This is a genomic window from Shinella sp. GW835-FHT14H05, from assembly GCF_058793575.1.
The window spans coordinates 894,575-909,924 of the sequence record NZ_JBXAFY010000001.1; the positions used below are offsets into that span (position 1 = coordinate 894,575).

Sequence of the window (15,350 nt, forward strand, 5' to 3'; positions counted from 1 at the left end):
CCTCCTGCTCAGCGATCATATCGCGAAAAGCCGTCGCCGTGCCAGCGGTTGCACCGGCTCGAGCGGCATGCAAGGTTTGCGGCCATGACACAGGCAGCGGAAGAAGGGATGGTCGTGCGGGATTGGTTCTGGCGCCTCGCTCGGTCTTTCTCGGCCACAGGCCTCGTGCTCGGCACGTTGCTCTTTGCCGCATCGCTGACGCCGAGCTTGTTGCCGCGCACCTATGTCACGCAGGGCCTGCTTTCCGGCGTTGCCATGGCCTGTGGTTATGGCCTCGGCGTGCTCCTGGCCGCGCTCTGGTTCTGGCTCGAACTGCCGGAGCCGAAGGATCGTGTGCGGCTGTGGCTGAAGGCGGCGGCGGGCGGTGTGTGCGGCGTGGTGGTGCTGGTGTTCCTGTGGCGCACCGCCGAATGGCAGAATTCCATTCGCGCGCTGATGGACCTGCCGCCGATCGAGACGGCGCATCCCTTCTATGTCGGCCTCATCGCGCTTGCCCTGTTTCTCGTGCTGTTCGGCCTCGGGCGTCTTTTTGCGTTTCTCGTCCGGCTTTTCGCCAGCACCTCGCGCCGCGCGGCCCCGCGGCGGCTCTCCTATGTCATCGGCACGGTGCTTGCCGCGACCCTGTTCTGGACGCTCGCCGACGGGCTTCTCGTGCGCTTCGTGCTGCACACGGCCGATTCGTCCTTCCGACGGCTCGACCAGGTGATCGAGCCGGATACGGCCGAGCCCTCCGATCCGTTGAAATCCGGCAGCGCCACCTCGCTGGTGCGCTGGGACGACCTCGGCCGCATGGGCCGTTCCTTCGTCGCCACGGGGCCGGCGGCCAAGGATATCGCCGCCTTCACCGGCAAGCCGGCCTTGGAGCCGCTGCGTGTCTATGCCGGCCTCAACGCGGCCGAGACGCCGGAGGCGCGCGCAAAAATCGCGCTCGACGAGCTGATCCGTGTCGGCGGTTTCGAGCGCTCGACGCTGCTCGTCGTCATGCCGACCGGCACCGGCTGGATCGATCCGGAGGGGATCGACACGGTCGAGTACCTGCACCACGGCGATATCGCGAGCGTCGCCATCCAGTATTCCTATCTTGCGAGCTGGCTCTCGCTGCTTGCCGAGCCGGATTACGGCGCGGAGGCCGCCCGCGCGCTGTTCCGCGCCGTCTACGGCCACTGGACCACGCTGCCGAAGGAGAGCCGCCCGAAACTCTATCTCTATGGCCTCAGCCTCGGCGCGCTCTCCTCGGAACAATCGGCCGAGCTCTTCGAGGTGATCGGCGATCCCTATCAGGGTGCGCTCTGGGCCGGTCCGCCGTTCCCCAGCCGCATCTGGCGCAAGATGACGGCGGATCGCAATCCCGGCACGCCCGCCTGGCTGCCGCGTTTTCGCGACGGCTCCTATGTGCGCTTCACCAGCCAGCGCAATGTGCTGCCGGAGGCGGGCGACCATTGGGGGCCGATGCGCATCGTCTACCTGCAATATGCCAGCGACCCGATCGTCTTCTACGATCCCTATTCCTTCTATCGCCAGCCGGAATGGATGACGGTGCCGCGCGGTCCGGATGTCTCGCCGGATTTTGCCTGGTATCCCGTCGTCACCTTCCTGCAACTGACGCTCGACATGGCGATGGCGACGACCACGCCGATGGGGCTCGGCCATGTCTATGCGGGAGAGCACTATATCGATCCGTGGATCGCGGTGACGGGGGTGGCGGACTGGAGCGAGGCGGATGTTGCGCGGCTCAAGGAGAAGTTTCGCGCGGGGCGGTGAGGGGCAATTTCCATCCACAAACAAAAACGCCGGGGTTTTCACCCCGGCGTTTCACATTCCAAATTGCAAACCTTACTCGGCAGCGACGATCTTGCCGTCTTCCCACTTGAAGAGCGAGAAGCTCTGCGAGGTTAGGTCGCCCGTTTCGCCGTAGGTGAGCTTTCCGATGGCGGTGGGGATGGCTTCGCCGGACTTCAGGGCTGCTGCGACGGCGGCGGAGTCTTCCGCGCTGCCGGCCTTCTCGATGCCGGCCTTCAGCACTTCGACAGCGGCATAGGCGTTGAGCGTGAAGGCTTCCGGCGGGATGCCCTTTTCCTTGAGCACGGCGACGGCTGCCTGCGAATCGGCGCTCTTCAGCGCGTCCGAGGCGTTGGTGAACAGCGTGCCGCCAGCGGCTTCGTTGCCGATCGCCCAATATTCGCTGTTCGACAGGCCTTCGCCGCCGATGATCGTGGCGTTAACGGCAAGATCCTTCAGCTGGCGGGCGAGCAGGCCGCCTTCCGGATGGTAGCCGCCGAAATAGATGACCTCGACGCCGTCAGCCTTGAGGCGGGTGATCAGCGCGCTGAAATCCTTGTCGCCGGGCGTGACGGAATCGTACAGCGCCTCGGTGATGCCGCCCTTGTTGAGCGCGGCCTTGAAGGCATCCGCCAGGCCCTTGCCGTAGGCGCCCTTGTCGTGGACGATGGCGACCTTCTTGTCCTTGAGCGTGTTGATGACATAGGCGGCGGCGACTTCCGCCTGCTGGTCGTCACGGCCGCAGGTGCGCAGCACGTTGGTAAGGCCGCGGGCCGTCAGGTCCGGCGCGGTTGCCGTGGGCGTCACCATCAGCACGCCGTTTTCAGCGAAAACGTCCGAGGCCGGGATGGCGACGCCCGAGGTCACCGGGCCGACGACGAAGCGGATGCCTTCGCCGACGATCTGGTTGGCGGCCGAAACGCCCTGCTTGGGCTCGCCGGCATCGTCCGCCAGCTTCAGCACGACCTGTTCGCCCAGAATGCCGCCGTTCTTGTTGATCTCGGCAACGGCCGCTTCCGCACCGTTCTTGACCTGGTCGCCGTAGGCTGCGACCGGGCCGGTCAGCGGCGCGACGAGGCCGATGACGATATCGGCATGGGCGAGCGGCGCAAAGGCGACGGAAGCCGCGAGCAGGGCTCCGGCGAAAATTGGCTTCTTCATGATTTTTCTCCTGGCTGGGGCCTTGGGAAGGCCCGGTCGCAAACGCTCACGCGCCCGGATGGCGAGGTCCAGATCCGATGGCAGAGCGGGTTCTTTCACGGTCCGGAACAATCGTGCGCGAAGGGCCGGCGTGCTGCAGATTGATTAGGCCGGAAGGCCAAAAAGCGCAACAAAATAATGCATTTGCATATTTGATGGGCGGATCACACCCGTGAATGGAAGCGCTGTTCCCGGCATTTGAATCAAAACGGATTGTTAAGATTTACGATTTATAAATATCCGGAAATTCTGAGGAACTGCGATGCGTTGCGTCTTGGTCGTCGTCCTCCTGTTGCTTGCCGGCTGCGCGTCCGTCCCCCGACAGACGCAGAACGCCTGTGCCATCTTCGAGCAACGTGACGGCATGTTCGATAACTGGCGGAGAGCCGCCTACCGCGCCGAGCGGGAATATGGCGTGCCCGTGCCCGTGCTGATGGCGACGATCTACACGGAGTCCGGCTTCCGCCATAATGCCCGCCCGCCGCGCACCAAACTCCTGGGCTTCATTCCGTGGAAGCGCCAGTCGACGGCGCTCGGCTTCTCCCAGGCGCTTGACGGCACCTGGGCGCGCTACAAGCGCGTGACGGGGCGCTGGACGGCAAACCGCACGGACTTCTCCGACGCGATCCGCTTCATCGGCTGGTATCACAGCGAGAGCAACCGCAAGAACGGCATCGCGCTCAACGACACCTACCGCCTCTACATCGCCTATTACCACGGCCATGCCGGCTACAAACGCGGCAACTGGAGCGGCACGGCGAAAGCCGGCGCCAAGCGTGCAGCCAACATGGCGTCCAGCTATTCGCGCCAGTTGCGTGACTGCGGGTCGTGGTAGGTGCGGTAGGGACAAAGGAGACCGGCTTTGCCCACACCCGTTGTCGTGGTGGACTACGATATGGCATGGCCGGACCGGTTCGCGCAGATCGCGTCCTCCCTCCGAGTGCTGCTCGGCGGCGCCGTTCGCGAAATCGACCATGTCGGCAGCACGGCGGTGCCTGGCCTTGCCGCCAAACCGATCATCGACATCGACGTAACGCTACCGGCGGAGGAGATCGCGATCGCCTGTGAGCGGATGGTTTCCGCAGGCTACGAGGCGCGTGGAAATCGATATGACGACGGCATGTGGGCCTTTTCGAGAAAGGTGGCGCCAGCCTGCCGCGTTTATCTGTGCCCGCCCGGCAACGAAACGCATCATAAGCGGCTGGCCTTTCGTGAGCGGCTTCGTGGTGACGATTCGCTCTCCGCTGCTTACGCCGCACTGAAACGGCGGCTCTCCGGTCAGTTTCCTCTGGACGGCGATGCCTACACCGCCGCAAAGCGCGGCTTTATCGACGCTGCAATCGGTCCTACGCCGTTTATTGGTCAGCCATAGGTTTTTTCACCACCTCTTGTCGGATCCGTCCCGCGACACACGTCCTTGGCATGTCCAACCCAAAGGAGGAGACGATCATGACCTATGTCGATGGATTCCTGGTGGCCGTGCCGAAGGCCAATCTGGAGGCTTATAAGGATATGGCGCGCCTGGGGGGCGAGGTGTGGAAGGAATATGGCGCGATCGATTATGTCGAATGCATCGGCGACGACGTGCCCTATGGCGAACTCACCTCGTTTCCGCGCGCCGTGCAGGCGAAGGAGGACGAGATCGTCATCTTTTCCTGGATCACCTATGAATCGCGCGAGAAGCGCGACGAAATCATGGCCAAGGTGATGGCGGACGAGCGCCTGATGGGCGACGAGTGGAAGAACGTCTTCGACGGCAAGCGCATGATCTATGGCGGCTTCCGCGCCTTCGTCGAGTTGTGAGCCGCGCGCGGGTGCGCTATCACCGCATCCAACACGATGAAAGGGATGCGCCATGAAGGACCTCTATTACGCGATAGTCGGCACCACCACGGATACGAATATGGGTCTCGCGCGCTTCATGGGCGTGATCATCGTCTTCATCGCGGTCGTCGGCACCCTGTTCTGGGCGATCGGCGGCTGAGGCAGGCGCCGTGCCGCAAAAGATCCTGACGGTCGCGAGCCGCGGGCAGGGGCTCTACGAGTTCACCCGCGAGGCCGCCGCCTTTGTGCAGGAGGCCGGCGGGGAGGAGGGGTTGCTGACGGTCTTCGTCCGCCACACCTCCTGCTCGCTGCTCATCCAGGAAAATGCCGATCCGGATGTCCGGCGCGACCTCGACCAGTTCTTCCGCCGCCTCGTTCCGCCCTCCGACGATCCCTCCATGCGCTGGATCGTGCACACGATGGAGGGGCCGGACGACATGCCGGCCCATATCAAGGCGGCGCTGACCCAGGTCTCGGTCGGCATTCCTGTCATCGGCGGGCGCCTGGCGCTTGGCACCTGGCAGGGCCTCTACCTCTTCGAGCACCGCGACCGGCCGCACCGGCGCGAAATCGTGCTGCATCTCGGCCCTTGACGGAACCCGTTCACACGGAGGAACGTTCCTGGCGTGGCTCACGAGAGGAGAGATCCATGTCAGACACGGAAAGCATCAACCACGCCGTCATCGAGGCGCTGAATGCCCGGGATTTTGCCGCACTTGCCGCAAAGGTCCATGAGGACGTCTCGATCTCCGGCATCGGCGAGGGAATGGACAACGGCCGCGACGCGCTGCGCGATCGTCTCGCCCGGCATTTCGAAGCGTTTGATGAAAACTATGGCGATGCGCTGGTGATGAGCGATGCGCTCGGCCACAACGTCGCGATCCGCCTGACGGCGCACGGCAAATCCGCCGCCGGCGCCACCTATTCGAAGGAGAAGATCCTGCTGCTCGAGCTCGAGGAGGGATCCATCACCCGCATCGCCTTCTTTTCCGGTTCATGAAGTTGAACGGAGGCTGAACGGCGGCTTCGGCCTGCGTTCAGCCTCCCCCCGCTAAGGTCTCCTCAATCGCCGGACACGACGGTCCGGTGCAAGCGAACAGGAGATCCCGATGACCAGCTTTCTGAAAAACACCCTTCTTGCCGCCGTGCTCGGCCTCGGTGCCCTGACCGCTTTCGCCCCGGCCGCTTCCGCCGCCAATATCGAGCTGTCGGTCGAGACAGTCGGCTACCGCAACGGCTTCCTCGAAGTGCGCGATCACGACCGCGGCCGCGACCGCTGGGATCGCCGCCACGACCGTCGCCATGGCAACTGGGGCGGTGGCCGCGGCCGCTGCGATATCGGGCTTGCCGTCGCCAAGGCGCGCGATTTCGGCCTGCGCCGCGCCCGCGTCGCCGATGTGACGCCGCGCAAGGTCGTCGTCGAAGGCTTCCGCTACCAGGGCTACAGCCGCATGGTTTTCGCAAACGACCGTCATTGCCCGGTTCTCTGGCGTTAAGGCAGAGGCCTGCCCAACGGACGTCGTTCGCCTCGTCACCCCCGGCCGGTGAACGGTTACCCTCCCGGTTTCGGCCGGGAGGGTTCTTTGCGTTTTTGGCGCGCGCGTCCTGACCTCACAAACGAAAAAAGGGCCGGTTTCCCGGCCCTTTCGTTCATGGCTTTCGCGCGTCTCAGTTGCCGAGCGCGAAGGTTACGTTGACGACGACGGAATAGCTGTTCTCGCCGGTCGCGAGCGGCACGGAGGCCCCTTCGGCATAGTCCTTGGCCATGGCGCGCATCATCGGCACAGGTTCCGCGCGGTAGTTTGTTTCGGAGATTTCCAGCACGCGGCCGAGGCCGACGCCGGCGGCTTCCGTCAGTTCCTTGGCCTTGGCGATGGCGTTCTCGACGGCCTTCTTACGCGCCGCACTGACGGCCGTGTCCGGCTTGTCGTTGGTGAAGCGGATGCCGCCGCCCTGGTTGGCGCCGAGCGTCACGGCCTTGTCGAGGATCTCGCCGAGCTTGGAAAGATCGCGCACGCGCAGCGTTACCGTGTTGGTGACCTGGAAGCCCGTCAAAATCGGCGGCGGATTTTCTCCCGTCGAGCTCTGCGGATACTGGTATTGCGGGTTGATCATGAAGCCGGAGGTCTGCAGGTCGCGTTCCGCGATGCCGGCGTCCTTGAGGGCAGCGAGAATCTCGGCCATCGCCTTGTTATTGGCGTCGAGCGCCTCGCGGGCGGTCTTGGCATCCTTGACGACGCCGAGGTCGATCAGCGCCATGTCGGGCGCGATTTCCGCGCTGCCTTCGCCGGTAACGACGATGGTTGCCTCGCGCGGCTTTGCGGCGTCCTGCGCGCGGGCGGCCATCGGAACGGCAGCGGCGAGAGCGAGCGAAAGCGCGAAGAGGCCGGCACCCGTGCGGCGGCCCAGTGTTCCGTAGAACATGAAGACTATCTCCTGATGGTTGTGTCCCTCGCGCCGTTCTTCGCCCGGGATTGTGTAGAGAATACGGCGGTGCTTGTGAGGCCCGCCGAATTCGTCTAGACGATCTCTAACCGTCGGCCGCCATTGACCGACGGTACCTGGTCAAGGCTGGGAAGGGCCTGTAGCTCAATGGTTAGAGCCGGCGGCTCATAACCGCTTGGTTGGGGGTTCGAGTCCCTCCGGGCCCACCATTCCCCTTCGTCCAGTAAAGTCCAGCTTGGGCGAGGGGATGCAGGATAATCACGGCTTTTCAACGTGTTCGCGCTACCTATTTATCCAATACGGCTCTCGGTCGAGCGGTGACATCCGGCCTTATTGGGAGGCGCGCTTGCTAATCTATGCGACCGCCATTTCGCCGGCTTGGCTCATATCCATCCAGGCGAGCTCCAAGACGTGGCCATCGGGATCTTCGACGGCGCGGTTGTAGAGGAAGCCCATGTCCAATGGCTCGCGAATATCGGCCTTGCCGCCCGCTGCCGCGCCCGCATCAGCGATAGCATCGACATGTTCCCTGCTGTCATGACTGAGAGCGATCAGCACTTGGCAGCTAGCATGCGCATCAGCGACCGGTTTCGGGGTGAAGGTCGAAAAATAGTCGCGCGACAACAACTGAAACGTGATGTCGTCTGACCAGACCATGCTGGACGCCTGTTCATCACTGAACTGGGCGTTTTTCCGGCAACCGATCGCCTCGTAAAAGCGGGTCGCAGCAGCCAGATCCTTTACCGGCAGGTTGACGAAAATCATCTTTGGCATTGCCTGTTCTCCTTTGGTTGAATTTTTGTGCGCGCTGAAGTGGCGGCGCGGGTTGCTTGTCGGCCGTGGCTACAGCCACTCCGTGATGAACCGGCGGCTGGCGTGGATGTCGATCATCTCGACTTCGTCACTGACGCCTGTAAACCGGTGAGGCGTATCCGGGGCGACCACTACGATCTCCCCCGCTGCAGCGTCGAGGCTCTGCGTGCCGACCGTGAAACGCACCACTCCCTTCCGGACGAGAAAAGTCTCCGAATAGGGATGACGGTGGAGCGCCGGCCCTCCGCCCGGCCTGTCGAGCCGGGTGAAAATGATCGACACGCCGGATCCAAAGCCGCCGCCCTGAAATTCACCGTCCCAGGATGTCGCACCGTCCGTCCATTTGATGCTGTTGGTCGCCATGACAGTCTCCATTGCTTGAAAGGAGGTTTGCCTCTAAAAGTGGAATTCGGGTAGTGGCAAAAATGAAATGCCGGATTTCGTGCAGCAGCGACTTCAATGGAATGATCTGAGCCTGATCCTGGCTGTGGCGCGGTCGGGCTCATTCGCGGGTGCCGCCGTGCGGCTCGGGGTGAGCACGCCCACAGTGTTTCGCCACGCCAAGGCGGTGGAGGAGCGGCTGGGAACCCTGGTCTTTCATCGTGACACGACCGGTGTGTCTCTCACCGCCGCCGGGAGAGAGGCTGCCGCCTTGGCCGAACGTATCGATGAGGATATCGGTGCGCTCGAGGCGCGTGTCGGCAACGAGAATTCCGACGCGGCCGGGACAGTCCGGTTGGCGACCGTGGACACCCTTGTGGCAGGCCCCTTGATGCCCTTGATCCGGCGCTTCGGGTCGGAACATCCTGCCATCCTGCTTGATTTGCGCTCAAGCGTCAGCATGTCGGATCTGCGCCAGCGGGAAGTCGATGCCGCGCTACGCGCCGGCGGCGAACCGCCCGAAAGCCTTGTCGGTCGCAAGCTCTGCCGGATCGCCGTTTCGGTTTACCGCAGCACTGGAGAAGGCGATGGCATTGCCGACGACAAGGCCTGGGTTGTCCCCAACGCCGAGCTTGCCCATCTGGCCTCGGCGCGATGGCTGAAGGACACCGGCCGGTATTCCGGCGCCGCACTTCAGGTCAACAGTCTCTATACACTCACCGAAGCTGTCGCCAGCGGCATTGGCCACGGCATTCTGCCCTGCTATCTGGCGGATCTCGATCCGCGGCTTACCCGGGTGGGCGAACCTATCGACGAACTCTCGAGTGATCTTTGGTTCCTGACGCATAGTGAACTGCGCCACACGAGGCGCATCAGGGTTCTATCCGAATTTCTTGCAAAGGAATTCCAGGCGCTACGGCCGCTGTTTCACGGCGATCGACCTGCTTGACGGCAGGAATATTTCTGGGCCGGCCGACTACCACATTCCCAGCGCGAACATGTCGAATTTCAGGAGAATGAGCTTTTGGCGAAATTTCGCGACTTGCGCCTGGCAGTCCGGCTTTGGCTGGTATTTCTTGTCCAGTTGGAAGCTGTAATTTTCAAGGCTTCTGTAGATGTTTGCCGCTGCCTCTTCCTGGGCGTCGTCGAACAATGTTGTATCGATCGCAGTATTGCCCATCTTAAGTTCTATCGCTTTGAGGAGGCCGTTGTCCCTGATCTTGTCCATCATCGATAGGCCGACGCCATCCACTTGGGACGATATCTTGTTTATGAGATCATCGGTCTTGTCGCGGCGGTCAAGGTTTATCTGCCCGGTGACCTTTTCCAGGCCTTTCACAACAACGCCTTTGAGGTAGGTGTCACGGAGGAAGCTCGCCTGTCCTTTGCTTCCCGTTTTGCGATATTCTTCGACAAGCAGGTAAAAGCCCGTTTCATTGGCGGAATATGCTGTCGTTGAGTAATGGAAAAGGTTGGACCGGCGTGTCTTGGTATCGACCATGCCCCTGATCACCTGCGCGATTTCATGCTTAGCCAACTGCCCGTCTCCCTTCGTTGCCGCCAAGGCGCGGTCTCTTTTAGCGGCGTTATCGTCCGTGAACCTCCGTCTTCGGGTTCTTCCGGTGCTTTGGCAATCAGTTGGTGGCGAAAACCTTCGGGCGAATCCAGCCAAATTTGGGTCAATAGAAAATCGGATAATCACCAATGATATCCAGCCGTTAAAAGCCGATTTCGGCGCCAGACAATAACGGTGCTGCCGCTCTCCGGTGCAGCCAGATGGCGCGCAGGCTCATATTGCATTCTGTTGAACAATCGTAGTAATGTTATTCAACAAGATTGCGATCGGCGTTTTGCGCCGCCGTAAGGGGGAGGGAGTTTCATGAAGCCTAATCCGATAACCGCGCAGCCCGCCGATGCCGTGGCGCGCAAGGCAATCGCTCCGGTGGTCTGTTATCCGGTGGAGACGTTGCCGCGGCCCGATCTTGCAAGCTATCGGGCGCTGAGGGATGAATTGACTCTGGTCGAGACCGTCGTGGTGCCGCCGCGCGAGGCGGCGACGTGGGCGGTGCCGGCGGGGTATTTTTGCCGGATCGTCTGCAGCGAAGGCGCGCAAGTGGGCGACCTCAACTTGTTCAATGCGAAGGATCTGAAGGAGCGGCTTTATACGGGCAAGACGCGGGCGCTGAACGGCACGCATGTCGGGCTTGGGGATCAGCTCTTCTCCAATTTCCCCTATCTTCGGCCGATCGCCACCATTACGCATGACACGCTGGACTGGTACGGTTTCGATGAGTTCGGCGGGGCGGTGCATGATGTGATCGGCACGCGCTGCGATCCCTATACGCATAATCTCCTGAGCCATGGCGGGCAGTATCATCATTGCTGCCATTCGAACCTGACGCGCGCCTTCGCGGCGAAGACCGGCATGGCACTGCGCGAGGCGGAGAGCTATGTGCATGACGTGCTGAACGTCTTCATGTGCACGGGCTTCACGCGCGATACGGGACAGTATTTCATGAAGGCGAGCCCGGTGCGGCCGGGGGACTATCTGGAGTTCTTCGCGGAGATCGATCTGCTTGGCTGCATGTCGGCCTGCCCGGGTGGGGATTGCTCGGCGCAGCATTCCTCCGACACGGCGAAATGTTATCCGATGGTCGTCGAGATCTACAAGCCCGCCGGCCTGCCGGAGGGCTGGGCGCCGCCGGCCGTGAACGGCTACGACGGCACCCACGGACTTTAAGCGTCAGCGCGGCCGGCGGACGGCGCGGATCTTTCCGCTTCGGCCGCCGCCGCAGAAGAAGCGGTCGCCGCCATCGGATTCGAGGCCGGATACACCGGTTCCCTCGGGCATGACGATTGTGTCGAGCACGGCGCCCGTCTTCGGGTCCAGGCGTCGCAGGTCGCTTTCCTCGCCCTCCCAGGTGCCGTGCCACAATTCGCCGTCCACCCAGGTGACGCCCGTCACCATGCGGTTGCTCTGGATGACGCGGATGACGGCGCCGGTCTCAGGGTCGATCTGGTGGATCTGCTTGCTGCGATACTGCCCGACCCAGAGCGAGCCTTCCGCCCAGGTGAGGCCGGAATCGCCGCCCTCGCCGGGGGCGGGGATGGTGGCGAGCACCGCGCCGGAGGTGGGATCGATCTTGCGGATGCGGTCTTCCGCAATCTGGAAGAGGTGGTGGCCGTCATAGGCGGTGCCGGCATGGGCGGCGACATCGATCGAGCGCAGCACGGTGCCCTCGTCCGGGTCGACCGCATTGACCTTGTCGCCGGAGGCGAACCAGACGTTCTTGCCGTCATAGGTGACGCCATGGACCTGCTCCACGCCGGGGAACGGGCCGTATTCGCGGATGATATCTGCCTGGGAAGTGGTCATCGTCTGTCTCCTTTGGATCGTTGAATGATGCGATCCTAGTCGCCCGGCAGCGGACCCGGGAGTAACAAGAGTGTCGAGAAAGCGCCGGCCGTGGGCGTGAGCCAGCGGCGGGTGCGCCCGCCGCCGATCGCCTGTACCTTGCCGGCGGCCGAAAGCTGTTCGAGCGCGCGCTGCACCGTGCGCGCGCTGGTGCCGAGCGCGATCGAAAGCGCGGAGCTCGACCAGGCCTCGCCATCGGCGAAGAGCGCCAGTACCTCGGCATGCGGTTCGTCGAGCGGCGGGGCGAGCACGGCGACAGGCCGGCCCTCGCGCGGCGCCAGCAGGAAACCATCCTTGGTGGCGGTGATGTCCGCCAGCGGCTCCAGCTCTGCGCGCAGCCGGCCCATTTCCACGCGCAGCCGGGCGCGGTGGGATTCGTCGGCATGCCTGGCGCGGAAGGCGTTGAAGAGCAGCGTTTTTCGGCCGGCTTCGCCGGGCCAGGCCTCGGCCAGTGTTCTGAGCAGGGAAAACAGGATCGGCCGGGTGGCGAGCGAAATCGACCGCTCTCCGCAGCGGACGACGTGGCGGCAGGCGTCGACGACGAGGGTTGGCGTCGCAAGCAGCGCTTCCACGGCGTCGGGAAGCAGCGGGCGTTCCTCGCCGCGGGTTATCAGGCGGGCTGCCGGTTTTTGCAGGATGGCGGCGGCGTCTTCCACCTCCACCATTAGGGCCGGGATGCGGGCCTGCCGGGCGGCGTCTGCCGCGCGGGCGAAAGCCTTGCGCGCGATCGTGGTGTGCAGCCGGCGGATCGCGATGCCGGCGGCGGCCAGCTCGTGCGCGGCGCGCAGCGGCGGGGGAAGCGTCGCCGGATCGACCTCGGCGAGCAGGGCCGCGGCATCGTCCAGCCGGCCGATCAGCAGCAGGCGGCGTATTGCGAGCGTTCTGGCATGGGCGGCATTGAGGCGGTCGCCATGGGCTGCGAGCGTCGCGCCGGCCGCGGCGAGCGCCTTCACCGGCCAGGTGAGATCGCGCGAGACGAGGGCGATTTCCGCCTCGGCGACGATGCAGCGCGCCCGCGCCACGGCCTCGCGCGGGCCGAAGGCGCGGGCGGCACTTTTCAGCAGGGTTTTCGCGCGGTCGAGATCGCCGAGCTGCGCCATGGCGATGCCGCGAAGCGCCAGCGCCGGCGCATCGTCGCGCAGCGCCACGCGGTTCAACGCGCCGAGCGGATCGCCGGTGGCGAGCGCCCGGGCGGCGGCCGTGATCATCGAGTCCATGGTTTTCCCGTCACACTTGTAACTCCCGCGTTCCGGTGTTGCCCGCCTATTTTGGGCGCACCGAAACAGGAGAATGGAGTTTCCCGATGCGCAATCAAGTCGTGTCGCACGAGGACTGGTTGGCGGCCCGCCTGGAATTGCTCGCCGCCGAGAAGAAATTTTCCCGCCAGCGCGAGGCGCTGACGCGCCGCCGCATGGCCATGCCCTGGGAACGCGTGGAGAAATCCTATCGTTTCGAAGGACCAAAGGGCGTGGCCACGTTGGAGGATCTTTTCGATGGCCGTTCGCAGCTCCTCGTCTATCATTTCATGCTCGGGCCGGACTGGCAGGAGGGTTGCAAGCACTGCTCCTTCTGGGCTGACAATTTCGACGGCATTCCGGTCCATCTGGCTCAGCGCGACGTGACCTTCACGGCGATCTCGCGCGCGCCGCTGCCGCAGATCGACGCCTATCGGCAGCGCATGGGCTGGCATTTCCCCTGGGTGTCGTCCGGCGCCAGCGATTTCAACTTCGATTACCAGGCCTCGGCAACGCCCGAGGAAATCGCTGCGGGCCGCGCCGTCTACAATTTTACGATTCGTCCGGTCACGGTGTCGGAAATGGTCGGCGTCAGCGTCTTTTACAGGAGCGGACCGGGCGAGGTGTACCACACCTATTCCTGCTACGCGCGCGGGGTCGAGATGCTGAACGGTGCCTATCACTACCTCGACCTCGTGCCGAAGGGCCGCGACGAAGGCGGCCTGCGCTATCCGATGGAATGGGTGAAGCGGCACGACGAGTATTGATTTTGGGGCGGCTCCGGCCAAAAATCCGGCCGGCCGCGAAGGAGATGACAATGATCCATACGCATTATCGCTGGGTGATCGTCGCTGCGGGCGGCCTGCTCGGCTGCATCGCCATCGGCGCCATGTTCTCGCTGCCGGTCTTCCTGCTGCCCATATCCAAGGACACGGGCTGGTCGGTGACGGGCGTTTCCACCGCCATGACCATCGGCTTCCTCGCCATGGCCTTCGCCAGCATGGTCTGGGGCGGCCTTTCGGACCGCTGGGGGCCGCGACCGGTGGTGCTCACCGGCTCGGTGCTGCTCGCCGCAAGCCTGGGGCTTGCCAGCATTGCGACGTCGCTCGTCGCCTTCCAGTTCGTCTTCGGCCTGCTCGTCGGTATCGCCGCCGCCGCGGTCTTCGCGCCGATGATGGCCTGCGTGACGGGCTGGTTCGACACGCATCGCAGCCTTGCCGTCTCGCTGGTTTCGGCGGGCATGGGCATGGCGCCGATGACCATGTCGCCCTTTGCCGCCTGGCTGGTCTCCGGTTATGACTGGCGCACGTCGATGCAGATCATCGCCGTCGTCGTCGCGGTGGTGATGATCCCGGTCTCGCTCCTGGTGCGGCGTGCGCCGGCGCTGGAGGCGGGCGGCGCCGACCTGGTGGAGGCCGATGAGCCGCAGGGCGGCATGAGCACGGGCGACGTGCTGAAATCGCCGCAATTCGTCATTCTCTGCCTGACGAACTTCTTCTGCTGCGCCACCCATTCGGGGCCGATCTTCCACACGGTGAGCTATGCCATCACCTGCGGCATCCCGATGATCGCGGCCGTCTCGATCTACAGCATCGAGGGGCTCGCCGGCCTCGGCGGCCGTGTGGCCTTCGGCATCCTGGGTGACCGGTTCGGCGCCAAGCACATCCTCGTGCTCGGGCTGCTCGCGCAGGCTTTTGGCGCGCTGGCTTACGTCTTCACCGGCGGGCTCGCCTCGTTCTACATCGTCGCCGGCCTGTTCGGCTTCATCTATGCGGGCGTCATGCCGCTTTATGCGGTGATCGCGCGGGAAAACTTTCCGCTGCGCATGATGGGTACGGTCATCGGGGGGACTGCCATGGCCGGCAGCCTCGGCATGGCGCTCGGGCCGGTCGCCGGCGGGCTGATCTACGATACCTTCGCCAGCTACACCTGGCTCTATGTCGGCTCCTGGGGAATCGGCATCGGCGCCTTCCTGATCGCCATGACCTTCAAGCCGGTGCCGAAGGCGCGCGAAGCGCTTGCGGCAGCTTGATCGCGACGCACGAAAAACCCGCCGTCGAAGGACGGCGGGTTTTGTTCGCGATCGTCATTGTTACGCCGCGCCGGCGGGATCGCCGATCGGCATCAAAGCGGGCTTGGTAGCCTGCTCGCGCTTGATCTTCTCTTCTTCCGTTTCCATCTCGCTGCCCTCGACGGGAGCGCCGTCCTCGGGATTGCGTTTCTCGGGAGAAGGATTTTTTGGGTTCGTCATGGTGCGT

20 protein-coding genes and 1 tRNA gene are annotated in these 15,350 nt (G+C 63.8%); 13 read left to right on the top strand and 8 right to left on the bottom strand.

Annotation, left to right across the window (positions count from 1 at the left end; genetic code table 11):
- Positions 1-84 precede the first annotated feature (84 nt).
- Positions 85-1,761 carry an alpha/beta hydrolase gene (locus tag AC1Q6Z_RS04470; RefSeq protein WP_492646867.1) on the top strand — a complete coding sequence of 559 codons (1,677 nt, stop codon included), beginning with the start codon at positions 85-87 and terminating at the stop codon, positions 1,759-1,761.
- Positions 1,762-1,833: 72 nt separating this feature from the next.
- On the opposite strand, the gene AC1Q6Z_RS04475 is transcribed toward AC1Q6Z_RS04470, so the two are convergent.
- Positions 1,834-2,940, bottom strand: a complete 1,107-nt coding sequence (locus tag AC1Q6Z_RS04475; RefSeq protein ID WP_492646868.1) for a branched-chain amino acid ABC transporter substrate-binding protein — start codon at positions 2,938-2,940, stop codon at positions 1,834-1,836.
- 301 nt (positions 2,941-3,241) lie between these two features.
- On the opposite strand from AC1Q6Z_RS04475, the gene AC1Q6Z_RS04480 reads away from it, so the two are divergent.
- From AC1Q6Z_RS04480 to AC1Q6Z_RS04510, 7 genes are all read left to right on the top strand, one after another.
- Positions 3,242-3,814, top strand: coding sequence for a transglycosylase SLT domain-containing protein (locus AC1Q6Z_RS04480; RefSeq protein WP_256117409.1), 573 nt, complete (start codon positions 3,242-3,244; stop codon positions 3,812-3,814).
- 27 nt (positions 3,815-3,841) lie between these two features.
- Positions 3,842-4,351, top strand: coding sequence for a GrpB family protein (locus AC1Q6Z_RS04485; protein ID WP_492646869.1), 510 nt, complete (start codon positions 3,842-3,844; stop codon positions 4,349-4,351).
- A gap of 77 nt (positions 4,352-4,428) precedes the next feature.
- Positions 4,429-4,782: a DUF1428 domain-containing protein gene (locus tag AC1Q6Z_RS04490; protein WP_492646870.1), complete on the top strand. Its 354-nt coding sequence runs from the start codon at positions 4,429-4,431 to the stop codon at positions 4,780-4,782.
- A 52-nt stretch (positions 4,783-4,834) separates the two neighbouring features.
- On the top strand, positions 4,835-4,963 hold the full coding sequence (locus AC1Q6Z_RS04495; RefSeq protein WP_256117405.1) for a hypothetical protein: 129 nt from the start codon (positions 4,835-4,837) through the stop codon (positions 4,961-4,963).
- 10 nt (positions 4,964-4,973) lie between these two features.
- On the top strand, positions 4,974-5,396 hold the full coding sequence (locus tag AC1Q6Z_RS04500) for a secondary thiamine-phosphate synthase enzyme YjbQ (RefSeq protein WP_492646871.1): 423 nt from the start codon (positions 4,974-4,976) through the stop codon (positions 5,394-5,396).
- 56 nt (positions 5,397-5,452) lie between these two features.
- Entirely contained in the window at positions 5,453-5,803 is a 351-nt protein-coding gene (locus AC1Q6Z_RS04505; protein WP_256117399.1) for a nuclear transport factor 2 family protein, read from the top strand.
- A gap of 109 nt (positions 5,804-5,912) precedes the next feature.
- Positions 5,913-6,299, top strand: a complete 387-nt coding sequence (locus AC1Q6Z_RS04510) for a hypothetical protein (RefSeq protein ID WP_256117397.1) — start codon at positions 5,913-5,915, stop codon at positions 6,297-6,299.
- Positions 6,300-6,471: 172 nt separating this feature from the next.
- Here AC1Q6Z_RS04510 and AC1Q6Z_RS04515 read toward each other — a convergent pair whose 3' ends face one another.
- Positions 6,472-7,227: an SIMPL domain-containing protein gene (locus tag AC1Q6Z_RS04515; protein WP_435267685.1), complete on the bottom strand. Its 756-nt coding sequence runs from the start codon at positions 7,225-7,227 to the stop codon at positions 6,472-6,474.
- 154 nt (positions 7,228-7,381) lie between these two features.
- On the opposite strand from AC1Q6Z_RS04515, the gene AC1Q6Z_RS04520 reads away from it, so the two are divergent.
- Positions 7,382-7,457, top strand: a tRNA-Ile gene (locus AC1Q6Z_RS04520).
- A gap of 145 nt (positions 7,458-7,602) precedes the next feature.
- On the opposite strand, the gene AC1Q6Z_RS04525 is transcribed toward AC1Q6Z_RS04520, so the two are convergent.
- The gene (locus tag AC1Q6Z_RS04525; protein WP_492646872.1) at positions 7,603-8,022 is read right to left on the bottom strand and encodes a VOC family protein; all 420 of its coding nucleotides are present in this window, start codon (positions 8,020-8,022) and stop codon (positions 7,603-7,605) included.
- Between the two features lie 69 nt (positions 8,023-8,091).
- Complete coding sequence (locus AC1Q6Z_RS04530) at positions 8,092-8,424, bottom strand: cupin domain-containing protein (protein WP_492646873.1); 333 nt, start codon at positions 8,422-8,424, stop codon at positions 8,092-8,094.
- A gap of 67 nt (positions 8,425-8,491) precedes the next feature.
- On the opposite strand from AC1Q6Z_RS04530, the gene AC1Q6Z_RS04535 reads away from it, so the two are divergent.
- On the top strand, positions 8,492-9,391 hold the full coding sequence (locus AC1Q6Z_RS04535) for a LysR family transcriptional regulator (protein ID WP_492646874.1): 900 nt from the start codon (positions 8,492-8,494) through the stop codon (positions 9,389-9,391).
- Positions 9,392-9,418: 27 nt separating this feature from the next.
- Here AC1Q6Z_RS04535 and AC1Q6Z_RS04540 read toward each other — a convergent pair whose 3' ends face one another.
- Positions 9,419-10,006, bottom strand: a complete 588-nt coding sequence (locus AC1Q6Z_RS04540; RefSeq protein WP_256117323.1) for a hypothetical protein — start codon at positions 10,004-10,006, stop codon at positions 9,419-9,421.
- A gap of 315 nt (positions 10,007-10,321) precedes the next feature.
- On the opposite strand from AC1Q6Z_RS04540, the gene AC1Q6Z_RS04545 reads away from it, so the two are divergent.
- Positions 10,322-11,182 carry an urea carboxylase-associated family protein gene (locus AC1Q6Z_RS04545; RefSeq protein WP_492646875.1) on the top strand — a complete coding sequence of 287 codons (861 nt, stop codon included), beginning with the start codon at positions 10,322-10,324 and terminating at the stop codon, positions 11,180-11,182.
- Between the two features lie 3 nt (positions 11,183-11,185).
- Here AC1Q6Z_RS04545 and AC1Q6Z_RS04550 read toward each other — a convergent pair whose 3' ends face one another.
- Both AC1Q6Z_RS04550 and AC1Q6Z_RS04555 read right to left on the bottom strand, forming a co-directional pair.
- On the bottom strand, positions 11,186-11,818 hold the full coding sequence (locus AC1Q6Z_RS04550) for a Vgb family protein (RefSeq protein WP_492646876.1): 633 nt from the start codon (positions 11,816-11,818) through the stop codon (positions 11,186-11,188).
- 35 nt (positions 11,819-11,853) lie between these two features.
- On the bottom strand, positions 11,854-13,074 hold the full coding sequence (locus AC1Q6Z_RS04555; RefSeq protein WP_492646877.1) for a helix-turn-helix domain-containing protein: 1,221 nt from the start codon (positions 13,072-13,074) through the stop codon (positions 11,854-11,856).
- A gap of 86 nt (positions 13,075-13,160) precedes the next feature.
- Here AC1Q6Z_RS04555 and AC1Q6Z_RS04560 point away from each other — a divergent pair, with 86 nt between their 5' ends.
- Both AC1Q6Z_RS04560 and AC1Q6Z_RS04565 read left to right on the top strand, forming a co-directional pair.
- Positions 13,161-13,859 carry a DUF899 domain-containing protein gene (locus AC1Q6Z_RS04560; RefSeq protein ID WP_492646878.1) on the top strand — a complete coding sequence of 233 codons (699 nt, stop codon included), beginning with the start codon at positions 13,161-13,163 and terminating at the stop codon, positions 13,857-13,859.
- Positions 13,860-13,909: 50 nt separating this feature from the next.
- Positions 13,910-15,124: an MFS transporter gene (locus AC1Q6Z_RS04565; RefSeq protein WP_492646879.1), complete on the top strand. Its 1,215-nt coding sequence runs from the start codon at positions 13,910-13,912 to the stop codon at positions 15,122-15,124.
- A 60-nt stretch (positions 15,125-15,184) separates the two neighbouring features.
- Here the strand turns inward: AC1Q6Z_RS04565 and AC1Q6Z_RS04570 are convergent, their stop codons facing one another.
- Positions 15,185-15,343, bottom strand: coding sequence for a hypothetical protein (locus AC1Q6Z_RS04570; protein ID WP_492646880.1), 159 nt, complete (start codon positions 15,341-15,343; stop codon positions 15,185-15,187).
- Positions 15,344-15,350: the final 7 nt, after the last annotated feature.